General features: G+C 32.1%; 25 protein-coding genes. 4 read left to right on the top strand and 21 right to left on the bottom strand.

Annotation, left to right across the window (positions count from 1 at the left end):
* Nucleotides 1-184: 184 nt before the first annotated feature.
* Together CLORY_RS10505 and CLORY_RS10500 are read left to right on the top strand one after the other, a co-directional pair.
* Entirely contained in the window at nucleotides 185-1,705 is a 1,521-nt protein-coding gene (locus tag CLORY_RS10505; RefSeq protein ID WP_079424036.1) for a YifB family Mg chelatase-like AAA ATPase, read from the top strand.
* Between the two features lie 12 nt (nucleotides 1,706-1,717).
* Complete coding sequence (locus CLORY_RS10500; RefSeq protein ID WP_079424034.1) at nucleotides 1,718-2,086, top strand: YraN family protein; 369 nt, start codon at nucleotides 1,718-1,720, stop codon at nucleotides 2,084-2,086.
* A 92-nt stretch (nucleotides 2,087-2,178) separates the two neighbouring features.
* On the opposite strand, the gene CLORY_RS10495 is transcribed toward CLORY_RS10500, so the two are convergent.
* The 20 genes from CLORY_RS10495 to pta all read right to left on the bottom strand — a co-directional run bounded on the left by CLORY_RS10495 (nucleotide 2,179) and on the right by pta (nucleotide 19,979).
* Nucleotides 2,179-2,952 (bottom strand): ribonuclease HII, encoded by a 774-nt coding sequence (locus CLORY_RS10495; protein ID WP_423236519.1) that lies wholly within the window; start codon nucleotides 2,950-2,952, stop codon nucleotides 2,179-2,181.
* A gap of 64 nt (nucleotides 2,953-3,016) precedes the next feature.
* Complete coding sequence (ylqF, locus tag CLORY_RS10490) at nucleotides 3,017-3,865, bottom strand: ribosome biogenesis GTPase YlqF (protein WP_079424030.1); 849 nt, start codon at nucleotides 3,863-3,865, stop codon at nucleotides 3,017-3,019.
* Nucleotides 3,866-4,052: 187 nt separating this feature from the next.
* On the bottom strand, nucleotides 4,053-4,397 hold the full coding sequence (gene rplS / locus CLORY_RS10485) for a 50S ribosomal protein L19 (protein ID WP_079424027.1): 345 nt from the start codon (nucleotides 4,395-4,397) through the stop codon (nucleotides 4,053-4,055).
* Nucleotides 4,398-4,520: 123 nt separating this feature from the next.
* The gene (gene trmD, locus CLORY_RS10480; protein ID WP_079424025.1) at nucleotides 4,521-5,243 is read right to left on the bottom strand and encodes a tRNA (guanosine(37)-N1)-methyltransferase TrmD; all 723 of its coding nucleotides are present in this window, start codon (nucleotides 5,241-5,243) and stop codon (nucleotides 4,521-4,523) included.
* The gene (rimM, locus tag CLORY_RS10475) at nucleotides 5,233-5,730 is read right to left on the bottom strand and encodes a ribosome maturation factor RimM (protein WP_079424023.1); all 498 of its coding nucleotides are present in this window, start codon (nucleotides 5,728-5,730) and stop codon (nucleotides 5,233-5,235) included. The genes trmD and rimM overlap by 11 nt, the downstream gene beginning before the upstream one ends.
* 107 nt (nucleotides 5,731-5,837) lie before the next feature.
* Nucleotides 5,838-6,065 carry a KH domain-containing protein gene (locus CLORY_RS10470; RefSeq protein ID WP_079424103.1) on the bottom strand — a complete coding sequence of 76 codons (228 nt, stop codon included), beginning with the start codon at nucleotides 6,063-6,065 and terminating at the stop codon, nucleotides 5,838-5,840.
* Between the two features lie 51 nt (nucleotides 6,066-6,116).
* Nucleotides 6,117-6,371, bottom strand: a complete 255-nt coding sequence (rpsP, locus tag CLORY_RS10465; RefSeq protein ID WP_079424021.1) for a 30S ribosomal protein S16 — start codon at nucleotides 6,369-6,371, stop codon at nucleotides 6,117-6,119.
* Nucleotides 6,372-6,400: 29 nt separating this feature from the next.
* Nucleotides 6,401-7,753 (bottom strand): signal recognition particle protein, encoded by a 1,353-nt coding sequence (ffh, locus tag CLORY_RS10460; RefSeq protein WP_079424019.1) that lies wholly within the window; start codon nucleotides 7,751-7,753, stop codon nucleotides 6,401-6,403.
* A gap of 10 nt (nucleotides 7,754-7,763) precedes the next feature.
* On the bottom strand, nucleotides 7,764-8,111 hold the full coding sequence (locus CLORY_RS10455; RefSeq protein WP_079424016.1) for a putative DNA-binding protein: 348 nt from the start codon (nucleotides 8,109-8,111) through the stop codon (nucleotides 7,764-7,766).
* Between the two features lie 57 nt (nucleotides 8,112-8,168).
* Nucleotides 8,169-9,089 (bottom strand): signal recognition particle-docking protein FtsY, encoded by a 921-nt coding sequence (gene ftsY, locus CLORY_RS10450; protein WP_079424013.1) that lies wholly within the window; start codon nucleotides 9,087-9,089, stop codon nucleotides 8,169-8,171.
* Nucleotides 9,090-9,112: 23 nt separating this feature from the next.
* Nucleotides 9,113-12,670 (bottom strand): chromosome segregation protein SMC, encoded by a 3,558-nt coding sequence (gene smc, locus CLORY_RS10445; RefSeq protein WP_079424011.1) that lies wholly within the window; start codon nucleotides 12,668-12,670, stop codon nucleotides 9,113-9,115.
* A gap of 389 nt (nucleotides 12,671-13,059) precedes the next feature.
* A complete protein-coding gene (locus CLORY_RS10440) occupies nucleotides 13,060-13,320 on the bottom strand; it encodes a stage V sporulation protein S (RefSeq protein ID WP_021655065.1) in 261 nt (86 codons plus the stop codon).
* Between the two features lie 94 nt (nucleotides 13,321-13,414).
* Nucleotides 13,415-14,458, bottom strand: coding sequence for an elongator complex protein 3 (locus CLORY_RS10435; protein ID WP_079424009.1), 1,044 nt, complete (start codon nucleotides 14,456-14,458; stop codon nucleotides 13,415-13,417).
* A complete protein-coding gene (gene rnc, locus CLORY_RS10430) occupies nucleotides 14,455-15,156 on the bottom strand; it encodes a ribonuclease III (protein WP_079424007.1) in 702 nt (233 codons plus the stop codon). Before rnc ends, CLORY_RS10435 begins: the two co-directional genes overlap by 4 nt.
* Before the next feature lie 168 nt (nucleotides 15,157-15,324).
* Nucleotides 15,325-15,558, bottom strand: coding sequence for an acyl carrier protein (gene acpP, locus CLORY_RS10425; RefSeq protein WP_079424004.1), 234 nt, complete (start codon nucleotides 15,556-15,558; stop codon nucleotides 15,325-15,327).
* Nucleotides 15,559-15,647: 89 nt separating this feature from the next.
* Nucleotides 15,648-16,652 carry a phosphate acyltransferase PlsX gene (plsX, locus tag CLORY_RS10420; RefSeq protein ID WP_079424002.1) on the bottom strand — a complete coding sequence of 335 codons (1,005 nt, stop codon included), beginning with the start codon at nucleotides 16,650-16,652 and terminating at the stop codon, nucleotides 15,648-15,650.
* A 130-nt stretch (nucleotides 16,653-16,782) separates the two neighbouring features.
* A complete protein-coding gene (gene rpmF, locus CLORY_RS10415; RefSeq protein ID WP_079424000.1) occupies nucleotides 16,783-16,965 on the bottom strand; it encodes a 50S ribosomal protein L32 in 183 nt (60 codons plus the stop codon).
* A 12-nt stretch (nucleotides 16,966-16,977) separates the two neighbouring features.
* Nucleotides 16,978-17,478, bottom strand: coding sequence for a YceD family protein (locus CLORY_RS10410; RefSeq protein ID WP_242954395.1), 501 nt, complete (start codon nucleotides 17,476-17,478; stop codon nucleotides 16,978-16,980).
* A gap of 283 nt (nucleotides 17,479-17,761) precedes the next feature.
* The gene (locus tag CLORY_RS10405; RefSeq protein ID WP_079423996.1) at nucleotides 17,762-18,952 is read right to left on the bottom strand and encodes an acetate/propionate family kinase; all 1,191 of its coding nucleotides are present in this window, start codon (nucleotides 18,950-18,952) and stop codon (nucleotides 17,762-17,764) included.
* A 22-nt stretch (nucleotides 18,953-18,974) separates the two neighbouring features.
* Nucleotides 18,975-19,979: a phosphate acetyltransferase gene (gene pta / locus CLORY_RS10400; RefSeq protein WP_079423994.1), complete on the bottom strand. Its 1,005-nt coding sequence runs from the start codon at nucleotides 19,977-19,979 to the stop codon at nucleotides 18,975-18,977.
* 346 nt (nucleotides 19,980-20,325) lie between these two features.
* On the opposite strand from pta, the gene CLORY_RS10395 reads away from it, so the two are divergent.
* Together CLORY_RS10395 and ylbJ are read left to right on the top strand one after the other, a co-directional pair.
* The gene (locus tag CLORY_RS10395; RefSeq protein ID WP_079423992.1) at nucleotides 20,326-21,540 is read left to right on the top strand and encodes a nucleotidyltransferase; all 1,215 of its coding nucleotides are present in this window, start codon (nucleotides 20,326-20,328) and stop codon (nucleotides 21,538-21,540) included.
* 80 nt (nucleotides 21,541-21,620) lie between these two features.
* Nucleotides 21,621-22,682 carry a sporulation integral membrane protein YlbJ gene (gene ylbJ / locus CLORY_RS10390; RefSeq protein WP_079423990.1) on the top strand — a complete coding sequence of 354 codons (1,062 nt, stop codon included), beginning with the start codon at nucleotides 21,621-21,623 and terminating at the stop codon, nucleotides 22,680-22,682.
* A 1-nt stretch (nucleotide 22,683) separates the two neighbouring features.
* Here the strand turns inward: ylbJ and CLORY_RS10385 are convergent, their stop codons facing one another.
* Complete coding sequence (locus CLORY_RS10385; RefSeq protein WP_079423988.1) at nucleotides 22,684-23,208, bottom strand: ATPase; 525 nt, start codon at nucleotides 23,206-23,208, stop codon at nucleotides 22,684-22,686.
* Nucleotides 23,209-23,212: the final 4 nt, after the last annotated feature.

Here is a 23,212-nt window from a genome sequence, read left to right as displayed (position 1 = left end):
AAACATCACATCCTTTTATTGTTTATTTTTTCATTATTTCCAACAATAAAATCCTTATGCATAGTTTAAAACAATTAATTATGTCAATGATTATAGTTATAGACCTCTGTCTAGCTTAAACTAACGAACTAACTCATCCTACAGCGAATATATATTTTATAAATATCATAAAGGAGTGCATTCTATGGCAATAAAACTTATAAGTTCTACCCTATTAGGTATTTCTGGTATGCTTGTCTCTGTTGAGATTGATATAAGTAAAGGCCTTCCTTCATTTAATATAGTAGGTCTTCCTGATACCTCTGTTAAAGAAGCTAGGGCAAGAGTTTACTCTGCAATAACAAATTCTGATTACAGTTTTCCATTGGGAAGAATAACAGTAAATTTAGCTCCAGGAGATATACGCAAGGCAGGTACATTATTTGATTTACCAATAGCACTAGGTATTCTATTAGCTACTGACCAAATATTCATGGATAGTAGGGAAGATTACTTAATAATTGGTGAACTATGCCTTGACGGAAGTATAAATAGGGTAAACGGCGTACTTCCGATAGTTATGGAAGGATATGAAAATAACATAAATAACTACATAATACCTTACGACAATGCTAATGAAGCAAGCATTTTAAAAAGTGTGAATATATACCCATTTAAAAATCTAAGAGAAGTAGTTAACTTTCTATACTACAAGGATAAGAAGCCCTACAAATGCGATGAAAAACCAGTTCAAAATACCTGCGATATAGATTTTTCAGATGTAAAAGGACAGGAAAGCTGCAAAAGAGCTTTAGAAATAGCTACTGCAGGAAATCATAATACGATTCTATTCGGTCCTCCTGGCTGTGGAAAGTCTATGATGGCAAAACGGATATCTACAATAATGCCTTCACTTTCTGAAATTGAAGCATTAACAGTAACTAAAATATACAGTGTTTCGGGTCTTTTAAATCCATCGGGAGATATAATCAGAACACCTCCGTTTAGAGCCCCCCATCACAGCATAACTAAAGCAGCTCTTATTGGGGGCGGAGCAAAATTGTATCCTGGTGAGATTTCTTTGGCCCATAACGGTATATTGTTCTTAGATGAATTATCAGAATTTGATAGAAGCACACTAGAATTATTAAGAGAACCACTTGAAGAAAATACTATAACTATTTCTAGATCCACTGGTACAGTAAAATATCCAGCAAACTTCTTATTTATCGCAGCGATGAATCCATGTCGCTGCGGATACTATCTTAGCGGTGTAAAACAGTGTCACTGCACCGAACCAGAAAGGAAGAGATATATAAATAAGTTTTCAGGACCATTTTTAGATAGAGTAGATATATTTTCTTTTGCCCACCCTAATAAGTACAATGAACTTGTTTCAGATTCCCATGAAGAAAGTTCAAAAGATATAAAGAAAAGAGTTCAAACCGCTAGAGATATACAGGCTCAACGTTATATCAATGAGAACATAAACTATAATGGTAATTTAAATGAAGCACAAATAAAAAAGTACTGCAAAATTAGCCAAAGTTCTTTAAGAATTCTAGAAAAATATTTTAATAAATATAATATCAGCGCAAGAAGCTATAATAAAATTTTGAAAGTTTCTCGTACTATTGCTGATTTAAATGGAAGTGAAGCAATTAAAGAGGATCATCTAGCAGAGGCAATTCAATATAGACAGTTTATAGACACAGTGTCTACATAGAGGTCTACAGCTATGATAAATAACAAAACTATAGGCAGCTACGGCGAAATGTTGGCAGAACTATATCTAACTAATAAAAATTATAAGATTGTAACTAAAAACTATCGAACAAGATTCGGTGAGATAGACCTAATTGCTGAGAAAAAAGATCTGCTTATTTTTTTCGAAGTCAAAACCCGCTATTCTACAAATTATGGTAAACCATTGCAATCCATTGATATAAAAAAAGTTCAATCTATAATTAAAAATGCCAAATTATTTATAATGGAATGCAGATCATTTAATAAAAATATACGATTTGATGTGTTAGAAGTCTTCCTTAATTATAAAGATGATAAATATAAAATCAACCACATAAAGAATGCGTTTCAATTAACATAGTAAAAATAGAAAAGGTAATTTTTTCTCAGTTATAGAGTACAAAACTCTACAAATTCCTTTACGCAGAAAAAGCGGGCGTTTTGAAAGAACTACTAATTTTCTTTCAAAATGCCCGTTAAAAAACTTCTTCTATGTATAGGTGTTACACCATATTTTTTAATAGCCTGTATATGACCTTTGCTGCCATAACCTACATTACTTTCAAAGGCATACTCAGTATACACATTAGAGTATTGATGCATAAGTCTATCCCTATATACTTTTGCAATTATTGAAGCTGCTGCAATAGCTGCACTTTTAGTATCACCCTTAATAACATGTATGTTTTTAACTTTATCGTAATCCCTTATAGGATAACCATCAGTCAAAACTAAATCTGGTGTGACTTTTAGTCCTTCACAAGCGTCAATAAAAATTTCATTATTACATACAGCTATTCCTTTATCATCTATTTCAGTATTCTCCCTAAGTGCAATCGAAAAACTCAAAGCCTTTTCAATAATTTGTTTTTCTAAAAGTTCTCTCTTTTCTGGACTAAGCTTTTTTGAATCATTTAGTCCCAATATAATGTCGTCATCACTTATAGGTTCTTTTAATATTACAGCTGCAGCTACAATTGGGCCTGCAAGGGGACCGCGTCCTACTTCATCTATTCCAGCTATAGTAGTATGTTCAGCAAAACTATGATCAAAGTTATACATCTTTAATACTCTGTTCTTCTCTGTAACGTATATATTATAATTTCTAATAAGTCTCTCGCCGAGCTTTTTAACATTATTCCGTTTATCATTATTAAGAAGCTTTGATAGATTTCTAATATTATTTTCATTCCTTATGTAAATTTTATCCAATTTATCTATATACATTTTTATATCATTATACTTTAGTTTTGATAATTCACTATATTCATAAATTTCCAAATATGAAACCTCATTTTTCCGGAAGTTCAATACATATTCTTCCAATTTTACCCGCCCTAAATTCATCTAAGATAATATTACCTATTCTGTGGTAATCTACTGCTCCTCCAGAAATAACTGCCCCTCTCTTAATTCCTATATTATATAAGTTCTTCTCAGCATCATCGCTTAATTCTGTTAGCTTGTATCTTTCCATAAGCTTATCTGGACATATTTCTGAAAGTCTTTTTACTAATTCATAGGCTAATTCTTCTACATCAATTATTTCATCTTTTATAGCTCCAGTAAATGCTAAATTAAGTGCTACATTCATATCGTCAAACTTAGGCCATAAAACCCCTGGTGTATCCAAAAGTTCCAAGCCCATTTTAGTTTTTATCCATTGCTTATTCTTAGTAACACCAGGTCTATCTCCTGTTTTAGCTATGTTGTTTTTAGCCATCTTATTAATAAATGACGACTTTCCCACATTAGGAATACCAACTACCATAGCTCTTGTAACGATATTTACTATGCCTCTATTTTTCTGTCTCAAAATCTTTTCTTTCATTATCTCATCTATAGCACCTTTTATTCCATTTAACCCCTTGCCTGAAACACAGTTAACGGGGATAGCATCTATATTATTAGATTTAAGATTATTACACCATTTCCTCACTATTGATTCTTCACATAAATCACTTTTATTCAGCAAAATGAGCCTAGGCTTGGATGAACACAGCTTATCTATATCTGGATTTGCACTGGCCTTAACTATCCTAGCATCTCTTATTTCTATAACTAAATCTACAAGTTTTAAATTTGCCTGTATTTCCTTTTTAGTTTTTAGCATGTGTCCTGGAAACCAATTTATATTCATATTTAACCTCCTCCACGTTAATAAATAATAATTATGCTCGTGTTCATTAAATCCAATTTCCCGCCGATAAGAATATAATTATGTTCACTTATAAGTATTCGCTTTAAAAGCAATGTTTATCCTATACAGTAAAAAATAGGACCCTATGCGGTCCTATTTAAAAGCATCTTAAGCTCTAAAAACAATTTTAGATTAATTCTTTTACTTTTGAAGCTTTTCCTACTCTGTTTCTTAAATAGTAAAGTTTAGCTCTTCTAACTTTACCTCTTCTAACAACGTCAATCTTATCAATTATTGGTGCGTTAAGTGGAAATGTTCTTTCAACACCAACTCCATAAGCTACTCTTCTTACAGTAAATGTTTCTCTAATACCGCCATTTTGTTTCTTTATAACAGTACCTTCAAACACCTGTATTCTCTCTTTGTTGTTTTCTTTAATTTTTACATGTACTTTTACAGTGTCTCCAACACCAAACTTAGTAAGATCACTGCGAAGCTGCTCAGCTTCAATAGCTTTTATTAATTCGTTCATGTGCATTCCCTCCTAATAATAATTAACGTTCATACCATTATATTAACGATAGCGGAACGTCCGTAATAGCACATAGCATATTATACTATAAAAAACTACCATAAACAATATTTTTTATCAAATTTATAATTTATCGCGAAATTCTTTGATTATCTTCTTTTCCTCAGCTGATAATTGATATTTTTCCAGTAAATCTGGCCTTCTCTGTTCTGTTATCTCAATTGATTTATATTTTCTCCATTTTCTGATATTTTCATGATGACCAGACATCAATATCTCTGGGACTTTCATTCCTTCATAATTTAACGGTCTCGTATACTGCGGGTATTCCAGAAGTCCATCATAAAAAGATTCATCTTTAAAACTCTCACTGTTGGACAATACCCCGGGAATAAGTCTACATATACAATCAACTATGGGGATACAAGCAGCCTCTCCACCCGTAAGCACAAAATCTCCTAGAGATATTTCTTCATCTATGTATTCATATATTCTCTCGTCAATTCCCTCATAATGACCGCACAAAAAGATTAGTTCTTCTTCAGAAGATAAATCTTTTGCCATATTCTGGTTAAAAGTTTTCCCTCTAGGCCCAAGAAATATAACCTTTCCTTTATTTTTCTTCTTAACATGCTTAATACAATCTACTACGGGCTGAGCAGCCATAACCATACCTGCCCCTCCTCCGTAAGGATAATCATCAACCTTTCTATGTTTATCCAACGTAAAATCTCTTATATCAAAAAGTTCTAAATCAATAATCTTATTAGTAATAGCTCTTCCCATAATACTATGATTAAAAACGTTAAACATATCAGGGAATAATGTAAGTATGCTAATCTTCATAATTCCATACCTCTACAGGCTTAATAGTGATAACGGAATTTTCAATATCTATATTTTCTACTACTGATTTAATTGCCGGCACCATAAGTTCTTTTTCGCCTTTTACCCAATATACTTCATTGCTTCCTGTAAATATTACATTACTAACATCACCTAACTTTTTACCGTTAGTATCAACAACTCTACAGCCAACAATATCCGCTACATAATAGCTGCCTGTGGGCAACTTGGCTGCGTTCTCCCTATAAATTTCTAATTTTTTTCCTTTTAGTCTTGCCGCTGCATCCATGGTATCTATACCGTCAAGTTTTAAAATAATTTTATCGTTTTGAAGTTTGCACCATAATACATCTCTTTCTTCGCCATCCAGTAAAACCTTTTTGATCTTTTTAAATTTCTGAGTATTATCAGTAAGAGGAAACACTTTAAGCTCTCCCTTTACTCCATGAGTATTTATGATTTGGCCTATTGTAAGCGTCTCTTTCACGTTTAGAAATCACTTCCTTTATAAGAGTTTAAAATTTAATAAAAGGAGCATCTCAGAAAGATGATATCCCCAATTAATAAAAGAGCTAGGAAAAACCTAACTCTAAATCATATAATTTCAACTACTACTCTTTTATTTTCTTTAATAGCAGCTGCCTTAACAACAGTTCTAATAGCTTTTGCTATCCTTCCCTGCTTACCAATTACTTTTCCCATATCCTCAGGTGCTACTTTTAATTCAAGAATAGTTGACTGCTGACCAGCAACCTCATTTACAGTTACCATATCAGGGTTATCAACTAAAGCTTTAGCTATTATTTCAACTAATTCTTTCATTGATATTCTGCATATAGTCATATACTGTATGCAGAGTTCACCTCCCTATCATTACTTTGATAGTTTTCCAGTAATACCAGCATTATCAAATAATCTCTTAACTATATCTGATAATTGCGCACCATTTTTTATCCACTGTGTAGCCTTTTCCTCATCAACTTTTACAAGTACAGGCTCTACAAGTGGGTTATAATATCCTATTTCTTCGATTACTCTTCCATCTCTTGGAGATCTGGAATCAGCAACAACTATTCTATAAAATGGAGATTTCTTAGCACCCATTCTTCTTAATCTTATTTTTACCATTAATTTCACCTCCTTTAACGTTATACTATTTATCTAATGAAAGGAAACTTACCTAACATGCCCTTTTTAGAACCTTTTTGCAAGCCCTTCATCTGCTTCATCATTTTCTTCATAGAGTCATACATCTTTAATACTTTATTAAGCTCCTGAATAGTAGTACCAGAACCATTAGCAATTCTTTTTTTTCTTGAAGTGGATCCAGCTACAAGTGAAGGATTCTGTCTTTCTTTTTTCGTCATAGACTGGATAATTGCTTCTACTCTTTTCATTTCACTTTCACTTTTGCTTAAATCTAACCCTTGAAGTTGTTTTGAATTAACACCTGGAACCATTTCAATAAGTTTACCTAAAGGTCCCATCTTTTTCATCTGAGCCGTCATTTGAAGAAAATCTTCTAAATCAAGCTCCTGATTCATTACTTTGTTGCTCCATTCTTTAGCTTGTTTCTCATCAAATGCTGTCTGAGCTTTTTCTATTAGCGATAGCACATCCCCCATACCAAGTATTCTGGATGCCATTCTATCTGGGTGAAATACTTCAAAATCATTCATTTTTTCACCAATGCCTACAAATTTTATAGGCTTTTTAGTGACTTCTTTTATTGATAATGCAGCACCACCTCTTGTATCACCATCTAACTTAGTAAGGATAACGCCACTTAGGTCTAGCTTATTATTGAAATCTTCTGCAACATTTACTGCATCCTGACCGGACATAGCATCAACTACGAGAAGAATCTCATTAGGGTTCGTATTATCCTTAATACTCTTAAGCTCTTCCATTAATTCTTCATCTATACTTAATCTACCAGCTGTATCTACAATGACTACATTGTTTCCTTCACTTTGGGCATGTTCAATAGCAGCCTTAGCAATATCTACTGGATTCACTTTGTCTCCCATTGTAAATACTGGTATATCTATTTGCTTTCCAATTACCTGAAGCTGTTTTATTGCCGCAGGCCTATATATATCACAAGCTACTAATAAAGGTTTTTTATTAGTTTTTCTGAAATGAAGTGCCAGCTTACCAGCCATAGTAGTTTTACCTGCACCTTGAAGACCTACAAGCATAATAATAGTTATATTATTACCAAACTCAATTTTGCTCTCAGTACCACCCATAAGAGTGACTAGCTCATCATTTACAATTTTTATAACTTGCTGACCAGGAGTTAGACTTTCCAAAACTTCATTGCCCAAGCATTTCTCACTTACAGAATTTATAAAGCCTTTAACAACTTTAAAATTAACATCAGCCTCTAAAAGAGCAAGCTTAACTTCTCTCATAGCATCTTTTATATCTTTTTCGGAAAGTTTCCCCTTACCTCTAAGCTTTTTTAAAGTTTCCTGTAATCTTTCGGCTATGCCCTCAAAAGCCATAATATGCCTCCTATAAATCTCTCATAATTTTCTCTCTAATATTAGAAATAATACATATAAGTTCCTCTTTACCGTTAGCCTTTTCAGCTTCATCTAACTGCTGAATAATATCCTTTTTAACTTTTTCTCTTTTCCATAAGTTATCTTTCAAGTTCAGCTTTTTTTCATAATCATAAAGCTGCTTATTACAGCGTTTAATCAAATCATAAGTTGCTTGCCTGCTAGTATGCATAATCTCAGAAATCTCTGTAAGTGAAAGATTTTCATAATAGTACATACTCATTATATTAAATTGCTTTTCTGTAAGCAGACAACCATAGTTATCCAAAAGCATTGATACTTCAATAATATCTTCCATAACTCGCCTCGCAACATAGAATATATTATCAGATATATTATTTGGTGTCAAGTATTTTTACTTAACACCAAATAATGCATCTACATAAAGCTTTGCATCAAATTCCTGTAGATCGTCTATGCCTTCTCCTACCCCTATAAACCTTACCGGAATATTTAACTCCTTCTGTATAGAAATAATGACTCCGCCCTTTGATGTACCATCTAATTTAGTAAGTATAATACCATCTAAAGGGCATATCTCACTAAATTGTTTAGCCTGCATAACAGCATTTTGGCCTGTGGTTGAGTCTAACACCAAAAGAGTTTTTTTATTAGCTCCTACGCTTTCTCTATCTATAACCCTATTTATTTTAGCCAGTTCATCCATAAGATTTTTCTTATTATGAAGCCTGCCAGCAGTGTCACAAAAGAGTATTTCAGTATTTCTGGATTTTGCGGCTTGAAGTGCATCAAATACCACCGCTGCAGGGTCTGCACCTTCTTGCTGCTTAACTATATCAACACCACTCCTCTTGCTCCATACATCCAATTGCTCTATAGCCCCAGCTCTAAATGTATCTGCCGCAGCCATCAAAACTTTCTTTCCTTCTTCTTTATACTTATGTGATAATTTGCCTATAGATGTGGTCTTTCCGACACCATTAACTCCAACTATTAGGATTATATTTTTTTGACTATCAGAAATAATACTGTCTTTTGGAACTAAGAGCATTTCCTCAATAACCTGTTTCAAACATGGCTGCACCATTGATGTGTCCTTTATACCCTCTTTTTTAATTTTTGCTTTAAGGTTATCGATTATTTCGATGGTTGTATTCATACCTATATCAGCAGTAATAAGTATCTCTTCTATTTCATCATACAATTCATCGTCAATAACTAAATGAAGTTTTAGCACTTCACTTATCTTATCAGTAAAAGAATTTTTTGTTTTTGAAAGTCCATTTTTTAGTTTTTCGAAAAATCCGGAAAACATAGATATACACCCCTATCATTTGTCTATTTTTTTAAATCTACAGACACTATTTTAGATACGCCTTTCTCTTCCATCGTGACACCGTACATCACATCACTAGCTTCCATAGTTCCTTTTCTGTGTGTAATTACTATAAACTGAATGTTATTTGAAAAAGTCTTTAAAAATTCAGCATACCTTATTACATTAGCATCGTCAAGTGCAGCCTCTATCTCGTCTAATATACAAAATGGAGTAGGCTTCATCTTCAATATAGCAAATAAAAGTGCTATTGCTGAAAGAACCTTTTCTCCTCCCGACATTAAATTTATGTTCTGAAGTTTTTTACCAGGCGGCTGTACATTAATTTCTATTGGTGCGACAAGTTCATCTCCTTGTCCCAATATTAAGTCCGCATTTCCGCCTTTAAACAGCTCTTTAAATGTTTCATTGAAGTTTTCTCTAAGTTTTTTAAAGTTTGTGTTAAAAACATCCTTCATTTTTTGCGTCATTTCATTTATAACTTCTACAAGTTCAGTTTTAGCTTGAATTAAATCATCCTTTTGACTTTTCATAAAGCTGTATTTTTCGGCAGTCTCCTTGTATTCTTCTATAGCACCTAAATTAATAGTTCCAAGGGCGCTTATTTGAGTTTTTAGCTTGTTAATATGCTTTTTCATTTCATTGATATCTGCTATCTCAATTTTTATATCTTGAGCTTCTGCTAAAGTAAGCTTATATTCTTCATTTAATTTGTGATAAAAATTTTCAGTTTCAGTACTATTTTTAGCTGCATCAATATCAAATATATGTTTTTCCTCTTCAATAGCTTTAAGCTGCTGCTGAATATTCTCAAGTTCAGTATTTTCTTGGTTGATGATGTCCTTAATATGAATTCTCTCTACTTCACTCTTTTTAAACTGCTCATCATAGCTTTTCAATTTTGCATCTATTTCTTTAGCTATACTTTCATTTTTTTCTATATTCTCGTTACTCAGCGCTATATTCTTTATAGCTGTATCTAACTCTGAAACAATACTAGAAAGTCTAGTATTAGCTTCATCAAATGATTCCTTTATCCTTGTTAAATTCACCTTTCGATTTAGTACTACCTCATCCATTTTTGCTTTATCAACATTAAGCTTATTAAATTCATTTTTCAACTCTTCTAGACCTGATTTATTTTCTAATAGATACTTTTGAATATCCTCTACTTGCTGCTTATTATCACTCTCTGCCTTTTCAAGTTCACTTTTCTTATTTGTCAATGAACCTATATCTGCTCTTAAGCTTCCGGCCTTTTCTTCTATAAGATTTACTTCTTCCTTAAGTGTGCTTACATCATTACCCAGCCTATTTATTTCATCACTTAATGATTCTATTTTACTGTATAACTTCGTAATTTCTATTTCATTAAAGTGTATATTGTCTCTTATATTTAGTATAGTATCATCTAAATTCTTTGCTTCTGCCTTAAGCTTATCAATGTTCACTTCTTCTAAAACAATACTATTTTTTAAATCACTGAGTTTTTCTTTGGTTTCTTCTATCTCCCTCTTCCTACCAATAACATTAGAGCCCTTCTGCTGTATGCTTCCTCCTGTCATAGAGCCACCAGCATTTACCATTTCACCTGTAAGTGTAACAATTCTATAACTAAAATCGGTTCTTTTAGCTATGTTTAGTGCGTTGTCTATATTATCGCATATTATTGTTCTGCCAAGCACATAGTCAATAGCAGTTGTAAACCTATCATCATATTTTATTAATTCGCTAGCTATACCAATGTACCCATTTAAATTATTTACCTTTTGATGCAAATCAATTCGTTTACCTTTTATTATGTTTAAAGGAAGAAATGTAGCTCTCCCCAACCTATTTTTCTTCAAGTATTCAATAAGTACTTTTGCTACTCCATCATCACTAGTTATAATATTTGACACTGCACCGCCCAATGCAATTTCAATTGCTGTTTCCAACCTTTTTTCTACACTAATAATATTACCTAGCACAAAGGCTTTTTCTGAAGCCTTCTGTATTTTATTTTGCTCAATATCCTGCATAAGCATCTTCACAGATCGATTGTAGCCTTCATAATGCTTTTCTAAATTCTCAAGTGCTAGATAATTAGCCTCTAGCTTATTAAAAATATTTATTTTTTCCTTGTGGCTCTTCTCTTGTTCAAAAATATTGCTATTTAATTGAGTAAGTTTCCTCTTCTTATCTTTTATATCTTGTTTCTGGGTTTCATTCTTTATCGTTAATTCTGTCTGCTGAGATTTCAAATCTTGAATTGTAACAGATTTTACTTTTATAGAGTTATGGTTGTTCTCAATAAATTGATAAATCTGCTGTTTCCTCTTTTCAATTGTTTCCAAATTTATATTTATTGAATTAATGTCATTATTAATAGCAGTAATTTTCCTTACCAATTCTATCTGAACATTTTTCCCCTCATTAACAGCGTTCTCTTTGTTTATAAGTTCCTTATCTTTTTCTTGTATCTTATTTTCGAACTCCTGCAATTTATCAATAACCTGCTTCTGATCTTTTATATAATTAATAAGTTCATCGTCATTAATTTTTCTTTCACTTTCAAGTTTTCCCATCTGAGCTTCAATCTGTTTCTTTTCATCTTCATATTTTTTAATATTTTCATTTAGATTATTTATTCTTTCCTGAAGCACATTGTTTTTAGAAACAAGGTCTTGCCTTTCGTTTAAAAAACTATAATATTTTTCTTTATCACTAGCTGATCTATTTTCATTTTCTTCTACTTCATCATATAGTTTCTTTATTGACAGTTTCTTCTGCTCTCGTTTATCAATTAATACTTCCATCTTAGATTGAAGCTTTCGAGCCGCTTCAGTAAATTCCTTTACCTTTTTTTCATTCTCGTTAATAAAATGAACAATTACTGATACTTCTTCTTCCTTAAGTGTTTCTGAAAGTTCGAGAAATTTCTTAGCCTTTTCATTTTCTATCCTTAATGGCTCAATCCTGTCTTCATAAGTAGATAAAATATCAAATATTCTAAGAAGATTCTGTTCAGTATTATCAAGCTTCTTTTCAGCTTCCTCTTTTCTGCTTTTATACTTAACAATTCCAGCAGCCTCTTCTAATAGATTTCTTCTTTCTTCTGGTCTTCCACTTAATATAGCATCGATCTTACCTTGACCAATAATTGAATAGCCTTCTTTACCTATACCTGTGTCCATTAACAATTCCTGTATATCTTTCAATCTGCATTGTGTATTGTTTATATAATATTCACTATCACCAGATCTGTAAAGTCTCCTTGAGATGGTAACGCTTGAGTAATCTATAGGCAATTCATAATCTAAGTTATCAAGTGTTATAGCCACTTGTGCTAACCCAACCGGTTTTCTATACTCCGTGCCTGCAAAAATAACATCCTCCATTTTGCCTCCACGTAAACTCTTTACGCTTTGCTCACCCAATACCCATCTAACTGCATCAGAAATATTGCTTTTTCCGCTACCATTCGGACCGACAACTGCAGTAACTCCATCTTTGAATTTTAGTTCAGTTTTATCTGCAAATGATTTGAAACCTCTTATTTCAAGTGTTCTTAAAAACATTTAAAATCTCCTATCTATAAAAATATTACAATAAAGCATGCGAGAAAAAACTTATTATCGATGCTAAATCTATTTTATATCAAACAAGAGGATAAGCTCTATATAGAAGAACCTTATTACTTCTCATACAATCTTCTTAGCTCATAAAGGAAGTTATAAAAGTCGCTAAAAATGAAATCATAACAATTCCTATTATTACTCTCATTATTATATTTCTAGTTTTAACATTCATAAAACCGCCTCCATACATAATTAATGATATTTATACTTTTATAGTTTATATTAATTTTACTAATTTATCAATTCAATGTAAGCAAAAAAACGGATTTAAAAATCCGTTTTTACATCACCTAAATATTAAAGTTGTCATACATTGAACCAAGATCCTTTTATCTTGGCTCCACAATAAACTTTATTGCCGTGCGTTCTTCACCTTCAATAGTTATCTCGGAGAACGCTGGGACAACTACTAAATCGATTCCATTGGGTGCTACAAAACCTCGTGTAATAGCTATAGCCTTCACTGCTTGATTTACTGCTCCTGCACCAACTGCCTGAACTTCAGCTGCTGAATTTTCTCTTAGAACTGCTGCTAATGCACCTGCGACAGACTTCGGCTGAGATTGTGCTGATACTTTTAAAACTTCCATAACTTAATTCCCCCTATAATATTTGATATAAAGAATGTACACCTCTTATATTCTATAAATGTTTTGTTATTCCTTCTTTATAAAATATAAGCATTTAATCAAATATCGACAAATTCAGGCTCTTATCGCCATATTGAAGCATTATGCTTCCTCGTTCTACGTTTTCATCTAGGGTTATCTTTAAGTTACTAGTAATAAGCTGTTTTTTCATGTCAACAAAAAATTTCTTTCTATTGCTATACAGTTTAGATATGTCTTTAGGATTAATTCGAATTTCAAGATTATCTTTTATAAAAGCAGCATTATTTGCTATTTTATCACAATATAATTTTCCCTCTATAAGTTCCCTAAACGCTGAATGAAATGGACCAGCTATTATATCCTTACCTGGTGCTATATCATCGTTAGTTTGTAGTCCCACTCGTATTATCTTTATATTACTCTTATGAAGATCTAGATATATTTTCTTAACAACCTCTAAAGCTTGATCTAATGTATATGGCTTATATTCACCATTTCGATACATCTTCTCCATGGGAGTATTTCTAAGTACAAGAGCCGGATAAATTCTACATATACTTGGTTTAAGCTTTATAATTTCACTGCATGTCATTAAATCACTAGCTTCATCAGCTCCAGGAAGTCCTGGCATAATCTGATGTCCTAACATAAAACCATATTGCTTTATAAGTTTAGAAGCCTCTATAGTATCCTTTCTTGTATGCCCTCTTCCTGCTAGCTTTAATACCTTATCATCCATAGATTGTACACCCAATTCTATAATATCTACAGAATACTTTTTAAGCCTAGTAAGTACTTCATCATCTATATAATCAGGTCTTGTTGATAACCTTATATAATCAATCCTGTGCTCCTTCTTATAGTTGTATGCAACTTCAAGTAGTTCCTCTTGTTTTTGAGCTTTTATAGCAGTAAATGTTCCACCGAAAAAAGATACTTCTATAACACTATTTTCCGCATCCATAGTCTTAAGATAACTCTCTATAATATTTATAGCATAATCATGGTCAACGACCTCTTTCTGACCAGTAATAGTATCTTGATTGCAAAAAACGCAATTATGAGGACAACCTTCATGCGGTACAAAAATTGGTATTATATAATGTCTTTCTTTCAAAGCTTCTCCTCCATTTCCTCTAAAGCCATTTTAGCAGCTTCCTGTTCAGCTTCTTTTTTACTATAGCCTACTCCCTCACCTGTTTGAACATCATTTACATTAAGATTAGCAAAAAATTTTCTTCTGTGTGGAGGTCCTTCATATTTTACTATATTATATTCTATTTTAACTTCTCCATCTTTCTGAAGTACTTCCTGAAGCTTCGTCTTATAATCCATTACTATTTTGTTCTTAAGGGCCTTATCAATAATATTTTTAAATATCCTTAATATAAAATCCCTTGCATACTCAAATCCTTTATCCAAATAAACTGCAGCAATAATTGCTTCTACGCAGTCTGCCTGAATGGATACTCTGCTTCTTCCTCCTGTGAGCTCTTCGCCTTTGCTCATATATATATATTGTCCAAGGTTCCATCCTCGCCCTACCTCATACAACGAGTTTTCACAAACAATAAGTGCTCTTAGCTTAGTCAAATCGCCTTCAGTTTTTCTTTTGTATTTTTTATATAGATATTCAGTTATTGTTAATTGTAAAACAGAATCACCTAAAAACTCCAGTCTCTCATTAAACTGGACACCATTTTTTTGATGAGCAAACGAACTATGAGTAATTGCTACATTCAATAATTCATTATTTTCAAAGATAACTCCAATAGTTTTTTCTAGTTCCTTTAAAACGTCTTTATCGTAATTCATTAACTTACCTCTTCTATGCAATAATAGATTTTATTTAGAATTTACCAATTCTATATTTTTACTAAGAAAATAACGACTACCCGGCATTATTTTTTTAGTGAAAACAGTCTGATAAAATACAATTTATTTTAATAATCTAAAAACCCCGTTTAAACGGGGTCTTTAATCTTATTCTTCACTGTGGGCTCTTATGTACTCTACTATATCTCCTACAGTACTTATTTTTTCAACTTCTTCGTCAGGAATCTCAATGTCAAACTCATCTTCAAGAGCCATAATAAGCTCAACTATATCAAGAGAATCCGCTCCTAAATCATCTATAAAGGATGATTCCATACTTATCTCATCTTCTTCTAAACTTAGCTTATCAGCTAATATTTCCTTAACCTTATCAAATATCATAAACTCACCTCCTAAAGAAATCTTCAATTAGATAATATTATATAACTATTATAACGTCAATATTAAAATGATATTTAATTACTATAATATTAACTTTCAGTGCTTAAACTCTCTGTTATACTCTCTTTTATTTTATCAATAATCTTTTTATCAAATAATATTTTTGCTTGTCTTATAGCATTATAAATCGCCTTGGCATCAGAACTTCCATGTGCTTTTATACATATTCCATCTATACCTAAAAATGGTGCTCCGCCAATTTCTTTATAATCAAATCTTTTTTTGAATCTGCTAAATACAGGTTTTAATATAAGTCCGCCAATAGTTCCTCTCAAGGATGATTTTATTTCTGTTTTCAAAATAGAAAAAATTGTAGAAGCAACGCCTTCATAGGTCTTTAAAAATGTATTTCCAACAAATCCATCACTGACTAACACATCCACATCGCCATTAGGTATGTATCTTGGCTCAACATTACCAATAAAATTAAGCTTGCTTTCTTTAAGAAGCTTATATGCACTTTTGGTAAGTTCATTGCCTTTTTCTTCTTCTGCGCCAATATTAATTAGACCTATAGATGGTTTCTCTATACCCATTACATCTTGCATATATATATTTCCCATAATTCCAAATTGAAGCAAGTTACTTGGTTTACAATCTACATTTGCTCCAACATCGATTATGATAAAGGATTTATTCTTTCCTGGAAGCATAGGTGCAATAGCAGGTCTTTCTACACCTTCTATACGTCCAATTTTAAACAGACCACCAGCCAAAATTGCTCCTGTACTGCCAGCAGATATTACTGCATCACTTTTTCCATTTTTCACACAGTCAAGTGCTATATTGAGGCTTGAATTTTTTTTCTTTCTAATCGCCATTACAGGATGTTCATTAGTACCAATAACTTCTGGTGCATCTAATATCTCTATTCTGCTTTTATCGTAATCATATTTAGATAGTTGTTCTTGTAATAGCGATTCTGGTCCTGTAAGTATTATATCTATATCAGTGCTTTTAATTGCAGCAATACAGCCTTCTATTACAGCCTTAGGCGCATTATCTCCGCCCATAGCATCTACAGAAATCTTCAATATAATCATCCTTCCTTAAAATATTTTAACATTGAAAGAGAACATATTTAAATTAATATCCCCCAATTAAACGAAATGGGACAATACCTAAAGGTAATGTCCCAAATAAGAGAAGGCATACAGACTTCCTTTATTTTTCAAGAGCAACTATTTCTTTTCCCTTATAATAACCACAATTCTTGCAAACTCTATGAGCGAGCTTCAATTCATGGCATTGAGGACACTCTACCATTCCTGGTACGCTAAGCTTAAAAGTCTGAGCTCTTCTTGAATCTCTTCTTGCTTTAGAAAATCTTCTAGCTGGGTTTCCCACTATAACACCTCCTTAATCAGTAAAAAACATGTCTTTCAATTTAGACAGTCTAGGGTCTATATTCTCACTATTACAATTGCACGTACGGTGATTCAAATTAGTGCCACAGTGCTGACATAACCCTTTACAATCATCACTACACAATTTCTTCATTGGAAGTGACATTAAAATATTGGTTTCAAATATATAGATAAAATTAATTTTATCACTATCAATGAAAATAGTAGAATCATCTTCATTGTTAGGAACTAAAGAAAACTTTTCTTGAATCTCCAAATCTAAATGATAAGGAAACTCTTCCAAGCATCTAGAGCAAGTAAGCATTAGGTCGCCAGAAAGTTTACCCTCCAGATTAATGGTTTCACTAGCAGCGTAAAGTTCACCAGAAAAATTAAGGTCATTCTTTGCTCTGACTTCGCTTTCATTCTTAAATATATCTTGTGGCTTTACACAAATACTAATATCTTTTTTTGATGTCTTTCTTGAGATAATATCTTCGATATCAATAAACATTTTAGCCAAGTTATACCCATATGTATAAATGCACCCACACTGGAATAACTTATTACTCACTCCTTATATTAACTTTTAATTACAGTTGCCACAATCAATTATATAAATTACCTTTTAAAAAGTCAAGATAAATTAGGCATATTCAAAAAATAACTAATAACCATGCTATACGATTTACATTTTACTAGAGAATAAAACCTATGGATAGCCTTAGCTGCCCACATTGTTTTTTCTGAACTTAAATAGAAACCTTATCACTCTCTAGGATTTCTATTTATATATACTAAATAAGACTTACTGTATCTCTAGCTATCATAAGCTCTTCATCTGTAGGTATAGCTAGTACCTTTACTCTAGAGCCTTCAGCTGTAAAATCTACAGCAACTCCTCTAACTCTGTTCTTCTCTTTATCTATTTTTATACCTAAGTATTCCATATTCTCGCATACTCTTTCTCTTATCTCATATGCATTTTCTCCAATACCTGCAGTAAACACAAGACAATCTAACCCGTTCATAGAAGCTACATAGGAGCCTATAAACTGCTTTATCTTATATATGTAAACCTTAAGCGCTAATTTACAACGTTCGTTGCCTTTCTGTTCTCCTGCGTTTATATCTCTAAAATCACTGCTCTCTCCAGAAAGACCAAGAAGACCAGATTTTTTATTCAAGATATTATCTAACTCTTCAGTAGTATATCCTTCTTCATTTATAAGATAAGTTAATATGGCTGGATCTATATTTCCACATCTTGTTCCCATTACGATTCCCTCAAGTGGTGTAAAGCCCATACTAGTATCAATAGATTTACCATTTTTAACAGCTGTAATGCTTCCGCCATTTCCAAGATGGCAGGTTATCATTTTTAAATCCTCTGCTTTCTTACCAAGCATCTCTGCAGCTACTTTTGAAACATATTTATGAGATGTTCCATGGAAACCATATCTTCTGATTTTGAACTTCTGATAAAATTCATATGGAAGGGCATACATATATGCCTCCTCAGACATAGTCTGATGAAATGAAGTATCGAAAACTGCAACCATAGGAACATTAGGCATAAGAGCTTGACAAGCCTTTATGCCAATTATATTAGGTGGATTGTGAAGAGGAGCCAACTTTATACACTCCTCCATAGCTTTCATAACTTCATCATCGATAAGTACGGATTCTGCATACTTTTCCCCACCATGAACAACTCTGTGTCCTACTGCAGATATTTCACTCATATTACCTATTACACCATTGTTTTTATCAGTAAGAGTGTCTACAACTAATTTTATAGCATCCTTATGGTCTTTAAGTGGTCTTTCAACTACATAGTTTTCTCTTCCACTTACTTTTTGAGTTAGATTTGAGCCTTTATTTCCTATTCTTTCTACTAGACCTTTTGCTAATACTGATTCATCTTCCATATCAAAAAGTTGATATTTAAGTGATGAACTTCCACAATTGATGACAAGTACTTTCATTTAATCATCTCCATATTCTAAATTATTTAGCACAATTTTGGGCCTGAACTACGGTTACTGCAACTACATTTACAATATCCTCCGAACTGCATCCTCTAGATAGGTCATTTATTGGTCTTGCAAATCCTTGACATATTGGTCCAATAGCTTCAGCCTTTGCAAATCTTTGAACTAATTTGTAACCTATATTTCCAGCTTGCAAATCAGGAAATACTAGAACATTTGCCCTTCCTGCGACATCACTATCAGGAGCCTTCTGATCAGCAACCTTTCTTACTATAGCAGCATCTAACTGTAATTCACCATCGATTAATATATCTGGTCTCTTTTCTTTTACAATATTAGTAGCATTTCTTACTTTGTCTACCATCTCATGATCTGCACTTCCCATAGTTGAAAATGAAAGCATTGCTACTCTAGGTTCAAGACCACATAGATTTTTAGCTGTCTCAGCTGTAGCTACAGCTATTGAAGCAAGCTGATCCTGATTAGGATTAGGATTAACTGCACAGTCTGAGAACACAAGCATTCCGTCTTGTCCATATTCACAATCTGGAACTTGCATAATGAAAAAGCTGGAAACAACAGATACACCAGGAGCAGTTTTTACAATTTGAAGACCAGGCCTTAATAAATCACCTGTAGTATGAATAGCACCTGATACCATTCCATCTACTTCACCTGTTTTAACAAGCATAGTTCCAAAATATAACGGATCTCTAACTATTTTGTCGGCTTTTTCAAGAGTCATTCCTTTGTTTTTTCTAAGTTCATAGAAAGTTTCTGCTAATTTTTTTGTCTTATCACTAGTTTCCGGATCTTCTATATTTATTCCTTCAATATCGGCACCTATCTCTTTTGCTTTATTTCTAATTTCTTCTACATTACCTACAAGTATTATTTCTGCAATACCATTATCTCTGATGCTCTTGCAGGCAAGTAAAGTTCTCTCCTCATTTCCTTCTGGCAGAACTATCTTTTTTCTGTTTTCTCTTGCTAGCTGCCATATTTTTTTCATTAATTCCATGTTCATTTCTCCTTTCGAAAATTAAAGCATACCTAAAGATATACAATTCTGTCACTAACTTAGAAACTAGAAAAAATCATCAGACACAAATTATTCTTTTCTAAAAGTTAGTTTTCTCTATGCCATATCTATTTATAAATGCATATCAATAATAATATACTCCTCACAGTAGGTATTTTTCAACATAAAATTTCAAAATACATGTTTAGTTATGAAAAAAATCAATTTTTAATTTTTCCAATTACCCATTTGGCATTTCTAATTGATCTGATTAGCAATATTTACTTTGAAGATTACTTATACTATAGTTATTATATATATTTATCAAAGTACGAGGTGATTGACTATGATAATATCAGCAATAATAAGTGAATATAATCCTCTTCACAATGGACATAAATATCAAATAGAAAAAACAAAAGAGCTTACAAATTGCAGCGGGCTTATTTGCATAATGAGTGGTAACTTCGTACAACGAGGTGAACCAGCACTAATTGATAAGTGGAATCGAACTTTAATGGCACTAAAATCTGGAGTGGATCTGGTTCTTGAATTACCTTCACTATATTCATTAAGTTCAGCTGAATACTTCGCTAATGCTGCGGTAAGTATTCTAAACAGTTTAAGCATAGTGAACTATTTATCTTTTGGGAGTGAACTTGGAGAGGTAAAAACACTTAATAAAATAGCATCGGTATTATTTGATGAACCAATTGAATTTAAAGCAAACATAAAAAAATATATAAAGGCAGGATATGATTTTCCAACCGCAAGAGCTTTGACAGTTCAAAACTATTTTTCTGAAGATCCTAAAACTAACTATAATGAAATTCTTAATAATCCTAATAATATATTAGGGATAGAGTACTGTAAAGCACTCATTAAATGTAAATCCACCATTGAGCCTTTTACAATTAGAAGAGTCGGAGGAAGCTATAATAGTTTAGCTTTAAGTGATACTTTTTCAAGTGCTAGTGCAATAAGACATAACCTAATGAATAATGACGATTTAAACTCATTGTTATCCCATTTGCCTGAAGGCAGCTCTAATACTATGAAAGAATTAAAACAGAGCAATTATAATTTTATTTTTTCAAAAGATATGTTCAGCTATATAAAATATAAGCTAATAACAGATTCGTCAAAAGATATCCTAAATATTTTAGACTGTAATAATGATTTATTGAATAGAATGATGAATTTTATCGGCAATAGTTCATCCCTTGACGATTTCATAAAGAAGGTTAAGACAAAAGGCTATACTTATACACGGATAAGCAGAATATTAGCTCAATATTTCATCGGCTTTGAAAAATATTCACTGGATTCCGTAACAAAGCTTCCAATTGAATATATCAGGGTGCTTGGATTGAATTCTATAGGTGCTGAAATATTGAAAAGAATAAAAAATACTTCATCTATACGAATTTATACGAAGCTGCCCAAATACATTACAGACCCACTGCTAGACATGGATGTATTGAGTACTAATGCATATAGTATTTTAAATGATAAAATTTCCTATAAACAGGATTACATAAAAAGCCCGATAATAATTTGATTTTTGTAATATTTCTTCCAGTTTAAATTATAAATATATATATAATTAGAATTCATAAAAAATATTAACTGGAGGAACATATGATAGATACTATTTTTCTTGTGTCCTTTATTTTACTGTTTACTTTTCTTGTGTCATTCATATTTAAGAAAATCAATCTCAATTACATAGTTGTGTTCCTATGCAGCTGCACGATAATTTTTTTTGTACTATTTCCAAAGCTGTGCATGGAATCTACATTAGCAGGAGCTAAATTATTTTTTACTTCAGTGTTTCCATCATTATTTCCATTTCTAATAATCTGTAATCTATTAATTGAATATAACGGTGTAAACATATATGCTAAATATTTAGGTAGACTTCTCTGTAAACCTCTGCATCTACCTACAAGCAGTAGTATTGTTGTAATAATAAGCATGCTATGCGGTTATCCCCTTGGTGCAAAATATTCGTGCGATCTATATGAAAAGGGAACAATAGATAAAGAAACTTGCCAGAGGATGCTTAATATAGCCTCCAATGCAAGTCCAATTTTCATCATAGGTACTTTAGGAAATTCAATGTTTAAAAATTCTACTATTGGTTTCATTATATTATGCTCAAACTATCTAAGTTGCATATTGATGTCATTCTTTATAAGTCCACCTGTTTCTTTTACATACATACCAGCACATAGCGAAAAAAATATTAATACTCCAAATATAGGAAGTGCCATAAAAAAGAGTATTGAAAATGCTATAAGGAGCTCAATCTCCATAGGCGGATACATAATATTTTTCGCAGTACTTATAGATATTATTAACTATAACTTCTTTCTAGATTTTTTCATTATGAAATTTTCATTTAACTCACATGTATACATAGTTTTGAAATCTCTTATACTTGGTTCCATAGAATTTACAAAGGGCTGCAAAATGATATCATTAATAAACATGGCAATAGAATATAAATGTGTGCTGGCAAGTTTTTTAATGTGCTTCAGCGGACTATCCGTAATATCGCAAGTATACTCATTTATGTATGTCTTTCCTGAGCTATCTATATCAAAATACATAAAACGTAAATTCATCCAAGGATTATTTGCATCACTATGCTCTGCAGTATTATTAATAATAAATAGCTATGTACATATATGTATATAAATTATTTCATACTTCTTAGTTCTTTTATATTACCTCGTATTTTTGTGGAATTATCTTTTACCTCTTTAGCAACAGATTGAATATAAGTTTCCATACTCTGTTTCATTGTCACGAGCATTTTATTAGTTTTATCCTCAATCTCTCTATCAAGCTCAGACAGAACTTCATCGGCATAGTCCCGTGCGCCAAGTCTTATAGTCTTAGCATCTCTCTGAGCTTGTGCTATAATTTCCTGGGCTTTTATTTGGGCTTCCTTAGTTATATCATGATTTTCTACCTGCTTTTTCATCATTTCCATTGTTTCTTTTTTTACTGATTCATACTGCTTGTTAGCTTCATCTAGTATTCTTTCTTTTTCTGTCAAAAGCCATTGAGCTTTTTTAAATTCATCTGGCAAATAGTTAACAATCTGGTCTACAATGTCCATTACTTCTGCTTTATCTAATAGAATTTTGCCAGTTATAGGTACCTTTGATGCACCTTCAATAAGTTCTTGAAGATATTCCAATAATTGAATAACATCCATTACT

Source organism: Clostridium oryzae (assembly GCF_002029235.1).
GTDB classification, from domain to species: Bacteria; Bacillota; Clostridia; order Clostridiales; family Clostridiaceae; genus Clostridium_AE; species Clostridium_AE oryzae.
The sequence above is the reverse complement of the archived record's forward strand: the minus strand, read 5'-3'. Positions and strand labels throughout refer to the sequence as shown.

What these genes read in the sequence shown, in the direction of transcription:
- rplS (WP_079424027.1), bottom strand. Translation starts at nt 4,397, where the DNA reads ATGAACGAATTAATAAAAGCTATTGAAGCTGAGCAGCTTCGCAGTGAT.
- ylqF (WP_079424030.1), bottom strand. Translation starts at nt 3,865, where the DNA reads ATGAATATAAATTGGTTTCCAGGACACATGCTAAAAACTAAAAAGGAA.
- CLORY_RS10500 (WP_079424034.1), top strand. Translation starts at nt 1,718, where the DNA reads ATGATAAATAACAAAACTATAGGCAGCTACGGCGAAATGTTGGCAGAA.
- CLORY_RS10455 (WP_079424016.1), bottom strand. Translation starts at nt 8,111, where the DNA reads ATGGAAGATATTATTGAAGTATCAATGCTTTTGGATAACTATGGTTGT.
- rpsP (WP_079424021.1), bottom strand. Translation starts at nt 6,371, where the DNA reads ATGGTAAAAATAAGATTAAGAAGAATGGGTGCTAAGAAATCTCCATTT.
- CLORY_RS10405 (WP_079423996.1), bottom strand. Translation starts at nt 18,952, where the DNA reads ATGAAAGTACTTGTCATCAATTGTGGAAGTTCATCACTTAAATATCAA.
- ylbJ (WP_079423990.1), top strand. Translation starts at nt 21,621, where the DNA reads ATGATAGATACTATTTTTCTTGTGTCCTTTATTTTACTGTTTACTTTT.
- acpP (WP_079424004.1), bottom strand. Translation starts at nt 15,558, where the DNA reads ATGATATTTGATAAGGTTAAGGAAATATTAGCTGATAAGCTAAGTTTA.
- CLORY_RS10410 (WP_242954395.1), bottom strand. Translation starts at nt 17,478, where the DNA reads ATGTTTATTGATATCGAAGATATTATCTCAAGAAAGACATCAAAAAAA.
- CLORY_RS10440 (WP_021655065.1), bottom strand. Translation starts at nt 13,320, where the DNA reads ATGGAAGTTTTAAAAGTATCAGCACAATCTCAGCCGAAGTCTGTCGCA.
- ffh (WP_079424019.1), bottom strand. Translation starts at nt 7,753, where the DNA reads ATGGCTTTTGAGGGCATAGCCGAAAGATTACAGGAAACTTTAAAAAAG.
- trmD (WP_079424025.1), bottom strand. Translation starts at nt 5,243, where the DNA reads ATGAAGATTAGCATACTTACATTATTCCCTGATATGTTTAACGTTTTT.
- CLORY_RS10495 (WP_423236519.1), bottom strand. Translation starts at nt 2,952, where the DNA reads ATGTATATAGATAAATTGGATAAAATTTACATAAGGAATGAAAATAAT.
- smc (WP_079424011.1), bottom strand. Translation starts at nt 12,670, where the DNA reads ATGTTTTTAAGAACACTTGAAATAAGAGGTTTCAAATCATTTGCAGAT.
- ftsY (WP_079424013.1), bottom strand. Translation starts at nt 9,089, where the DNA reads ATGTTTTCCGGATTTTTCGAAAAACTAAAAAATGGACTTTCAAAAACA.
- rnc (WP_079424007.1), bottom strand. Translation starts at nt 15,156, where the DNA reads ATGAATTACGATAAAGACGTTTTAAAGGAACTAGAAAAAACTATTGGA.
- CLORY_RS10385 (WP_079423988.1), bottom strand. Translation starts at nt 23,208, where the DNA reads ATGGATGTTATTCAATTATTGGAATATCTTCAAGAACTTATTGAAGGT.
- pta (WP_079423994.1), bottom strand. Translation starts at nt 19,979, where the DNA reads ATGGAATTAATGAAAAAAATATGGCAGCTAGCAAGAGAAAACAGAAAA.
- CLORY_RS10470 (WP_079424103.1), bottom strand. Translation starts at nt 6,065, where the DNA reads ATGAAAGAATTAGTTGAAATAATAGCTAAAGCTTTAGTTGATAACCCT.
- CLORY_RS10395 (WP_079423992.1), top strand. Translation starts at nt 20,326, where the DNA reads ATGATAATATCAGCAATAATAAGTGAATATAATCCTCTTCACAATGGA.
- CLORY_RS10505 (WP_079424036.1), top strand. Translation starts at nt 185, where the DNA reads ATGGCAATAAAACTTATAAGTTCTACCCTATTAGGTATTTCTGGTATG.